The organism is Reyranella soli, assembly GCF_007992495.1.
GTDB classification, from domain to species: domain Bacteria; phylum Pseudomonadota; class Alphaproteobacteria; order Reyranellales; family Reyranellaceae; genus Reyranella; species Reyranella soli.
Window position 1 is genome coordinate 1 of the sequence record NZ_BKAJ01000315.1, and the last position, 3416, is coordinate 3416.

Below are 3416 nucleotides of genomic sequence, written 5' to 3' on the forward strand. Positions count from 1 at the left end.
GGGCGCCGTCGGCGACGCGGCGTCCCGCCGATGAAGCATCGCCATCGACGCGGTGCGCCGGCCGATTCCAAGCCGCCGCAGTGCTGCGACTTCCACGCTGGTGCGCTGCCTGCCGATCGCGCGGAGACCCGCAAGATAGATCGTGCGGAAACCCGCGATGTAGTCTTTCATGTAAACTCCGAAGGCAGAGCAGCTTTCGGAGAGGCAATGACCCGCCGGCTCCAGCAGTTGCCGAAGAGGCGATCTCTGTCCCAAAGGGGACGCAGGGTCCCTCTGTCCCAAATGGGACGCGGCTCGATTGAAGCAGTCTTCGCGGCGGCTCACGCCGCCTTGTGGCGCCTCAAGTCTTCTCCGAACAGCCGCCGGTATTCGTCCTCGGGCGCACCGTAGAAGCCGTTCGCCGTCCGCTCGAGGCCGGTGCGGTCGATGATGCGAACGCGGTTGCGCGTCGAGCGAATCAGCCCCTTGCCCTCGAGCTCGTGCAGGGCAACGGTGACGCCCTGGCGGCGCACACCCATCAGCAGCGCCAGAAATTCGTGCGTTACGAACAGTTCGGCCTCGCGGACGCGGTCGTGCCACATCAGCAGGCCACGGGAGAGACGCTCGTCGATGCGGGCGCGCCCGGCGGCGATTGCCGCATGATTGCTGTGGACCATGAAGACATGCGCGAAGCGCAGCAGCGTCTCCTGTAGGGAACGGCTTTGTTCGATCGCGTCGCGCAGGCCGGCGGACGGCAGGCGCAATGCGGACCCGGGAGATTGCACCAGGGCCTCATGCGCCGCGACGCCGTCGGCCAGGACCGTCTCCAGACTGGTCATGCCTTCGAAGCCCACCATGCCTACCTCCATGCGGCGGCGGCCCTTGTTGGCGCCGACGATGGAAACGAGGCCGCTCTCGACGAAGTAGACATGGCGGACCAGCTGGCCCGGCGCGTAGAGGACCCGGCCGACATCGAGCTGAACCGATTCGAGCGCCGGCCGCAGCAAGCCAGCGTCTTCGCCGGACAAGTGCTGAAACAGGTGGTTGGCAACGCGGATCGGGGAGCTTAGGCGGGTCGGTGAACCGGAGTCGGGCATGGCGAACACTCCCGCCAGCGGGCCATCATGTGGCTGGCGTCATCACGATCTGGACGCGCCACCAAACGAATTACGCGTGCCGCCAGTTGCCTGCCGCGAGTGACCGACTTGCCGACGTTCTGGCTCTCCCATGAAAGCGAACAGCGAACTCGAGCCACACGAGGCCCACTCCCATTCCCTGGCAATCAGGTCGCCCCAGCTTTCGGTCGGGCATCGGGCTTACCGTCGGCGATCACCTCGATCGCCCTGTCCTCGCTTCGCGACCGTCTTGGCCTTGCGCCGGCGGTCCTGGGCCAGGGATCGGCCAACATCCTCGACTTCCTTGAACGAGGTGCCACGACGGTTGCGCCGGACATAGAGCTTGTTGGTGCCGGTATCGATGAGCTCGCGCTTCGCGGCCTTACGGCGCGCTGTCTTCTTTTTCGCGGCCTTCTTGCGTGCTGCCATCTGCGCTCCACTGGTTGGTGCGGGTGGAACGTGGTGGCGAAAGACCGGTTGCCGGCTCCGCAGACCCGTTGTGCGATCGACTGAAGGGCCGCGGACGGACATGGCTCAGCTGATGCTGGAGCACGGGCAACGGCAGGTCGGGCACCTCGGCTCCACAGACCGAGCACGTGTAAGGCCTACGTTTGGGCATGACGTCCAATTGGCGACGGCTCTGGCGTTTCCCAAGGGTGGGAGCCGGTTCGCCGCAGAGACCTTACGTACTCATTCCGCGCGGTCCGCGCTTGGGCTTGGGGCCCCGCAGATCCGAATTTTGGCTTCCCGGCAGCGCCGCCTTGTTCGGCGTCCGTTTGCGCGGTGGCTGCGGCTGCGCCACGCGACTCGGTTCACTGCCAGGATGAAGCCGCTCCTCCTCGTTGGCGTCGGTGATGGCTGCATCGCGCGCCTTACGCTTGACCGGCTCCGCCATGGCTCCACTCCTGCAAGCTGGGTTAAGGGCGGCTGGCCGTGGCCGAGCTTCCGTCCGCTGCTTTGTCGCTACGACGCAAGCTCTGGCGCCACGGAAAGGCCATCGGCTTTTCAACCAGCTCTACATCAAGTCCTTCCGAGTTTGCTTCGCACGGGCCGCGCCGATTGCGGTCTTCACGTCTTTCTGCTCCTCGGGCGGCGGCAGAACGGCCTTCATTCCGAGGCTCGCGATCGATAGCTCCCGGCACCATCCTTTGCTGTGATAAAGGTGCTCGTCTTCCTCGTCTTCGGTCTCTTCGACCGCCGCATCGATCGCCTTCTTCTCATCGCCCTCCGCTGACTGTCCGTAGGTGCTGAGAAGTTCCCAGTTGGCATGGTCTTTCGTTTCCGCGTGGACGACGCATTCGCACGCCACGATTTCCGCTGCTTCCGGAGGGGCGCTTCCTTTCGCCAGCTTCATGGCCGCAACGAGCGACCCGCCGATGTGCCTGACGACCAGGCGGCCAGGCGTATCCAGAGACGGCACATTCAACGCTTGCATCAGGGTTTCGACCGTTGCGACATGGCGCTTTGTCTGTTCGAGGTACTTTTCCCATTCCTCTTTGAGGTCGTCGTTCAGCGCACAGGTAAGCGCCGTTTCGTAGACCTTGACCCCGCCCATCTCTGTCTCAAGCATCTGCTGCAACAGTTCGTTGCGCTGTTCCACATTCATAGAAACCTCCCATTCGCTGATTGCTGCACGAGCCCAACGGCGCGGAGCATGAAACGGATGCACAGCTGCGCGTATTTTTGCGCCAACCGGCGCCACGGGCGGCCGGGCGCGGGGAGGCGGCGCGGATGTGCAGTATCGGACAGCATGCACCACCAAAAAAGCGCTAGCCTTCGATCATCGCTGGCTTGGCCGTCATAGAGCGCCAGCGGCAGAGAGAGCCAATGCTGTACTCCCGCTCGCAAGTCGACGGGGCGTCGTATGACATACGAGGAATATCTTCAGCACGCGGAGGAATGCGAGCGACTGGCCGAGTCGGCCACGCTGCCAGTCAACCGACACTCCCTGCTGTCGGCCGCGGCGATGTGGCGCCGGATGGCCGCGGATGCCAAGCCGCGCGACGGCGCTGGCACAAATCCTGTCATAGGAGATTCTCGAAGTGGCAAATGATGTCCAGGGACTGCTCACCCAGATCGAGGAACTGGATTCATCAATTAACCGCGATATGGACGAGTTGAGCCGTACGAAGTCGCCGGCTAGCAGCAACCCCCTTTGGGCAAGCATCCGGAAGAAGATGGCCGAGCGTGACGATCTGCTCGAACGCCTACCCGGTCCTTCGCTGTCAAACTAGAAAAAGCGGCGGCGGAAGGGCCTCGATCGTACGGCCATAGCGGTGCGACTAGTCCAGCCCCGTGCGCGTCAGGAGCTTTGCCCTGATT

5 protein-coding genes are annotated in these 3416 nt (G+C 63.8%); 1 reads left to right on the forward strand and 4 read right to left on the reverse strand.

Annotation, left to right across the window (positions count from 1 at the left end; translation table 11 throughout):
- Positions 1-320 precede the first annotated feature (320 nt).
- From RSO01_RS46260 to RSO01_RS46275, 4 genes are all read right to left on the reverse strand, one after another.
- Entirely contained in the window at positions 321-1076 is a 756-nt protein-coding gene (locus RSO01_RS46260) for a Crp/Fnr family transcriptional regulator (protein ID WP_147157389.1), read from the reverse strand.
- Between the two features lie 219 nt (positions 1077-1295).
- On the reverse strand, positions 1296-1523 hold the full coding sequence (locus tag RSO01_RS46265) for a hypothetical protein (RefSeq protein WP_147157390.1): 228 nt from the start codon (positions 1521-1523) through the stop codon (positions 1296-1298).
- Positions 1524-1776: 253 nt separating this feature from the next.
- Complete coding sequence (locus RSO01_RS46270; protein WP_147157391.1) at positions 1777-1989, reverse strand: hypothetical protein; 213 nt, start codon at positions 1987-1989, stop codon at positions 1777-1779.
- A 120-nt stretch (positions 1990-2109) separates the two neighbouring features.
- Positions 2110-2700, reverse strand: coding sequence for a hypothetical protein (locus RSO01_RS46275; protein ID WP_147157392.1), 591 nt, complete (start codon positions 2698-2700; stop codon positions 2110-2112).
- A gap of 436 nt (positions 2701-3136) precedes the next feature.
- On the opposite strand from RSO01_RS46275, the gene RSO01_RS46280 reads away from it, so the two are divergent.
- Positions 3137-3328 carry a hypothetical protein gene (locus RSO01_RS46280; RefSeq protein ID WP_147157393.1) on the forward strand — a complete coding sequence of 64 codons (192 nt, stop codon included), beginning with the start codon at positions 3137-3139 and terminating at the stop codon, positions 3326-3328.
- The last annotated feature ends 88 nt before the right edge of the window (positions 3329-3416 follow it).

Coding starts and splice junctions, on each gene's coding strand:
- RSO01_RS46275 (WP_147157392.1), bottom strand. CDS start 2,700: ATGAATGTGGAACAGCGCAACGAACTGTTGCAGCAGATGCTTGAGACA.
- RSO01_RS46265 (WP_147157390.1), bottom strand. CDS start 1,523: ATGGCAGCACGCAAGAAGGCCGCGAAAAAGAAGACAGCGCGCCGTAAG.
- RSO01_RS46260 (WP_147157389.1), bottom strand. CDS start 1,076: ATGCCCGACTCCGGTTCACCGACCCGCCTAAGCTCCCCGATCCGCGTT.
- RSO01_RS46270 (WP_147157391.1), bottom strand. CDS start 1,989: ATGGCGGAGCCGGTCAAGCGTAAGGCGCGCGATGCAGCCATCACCGAC.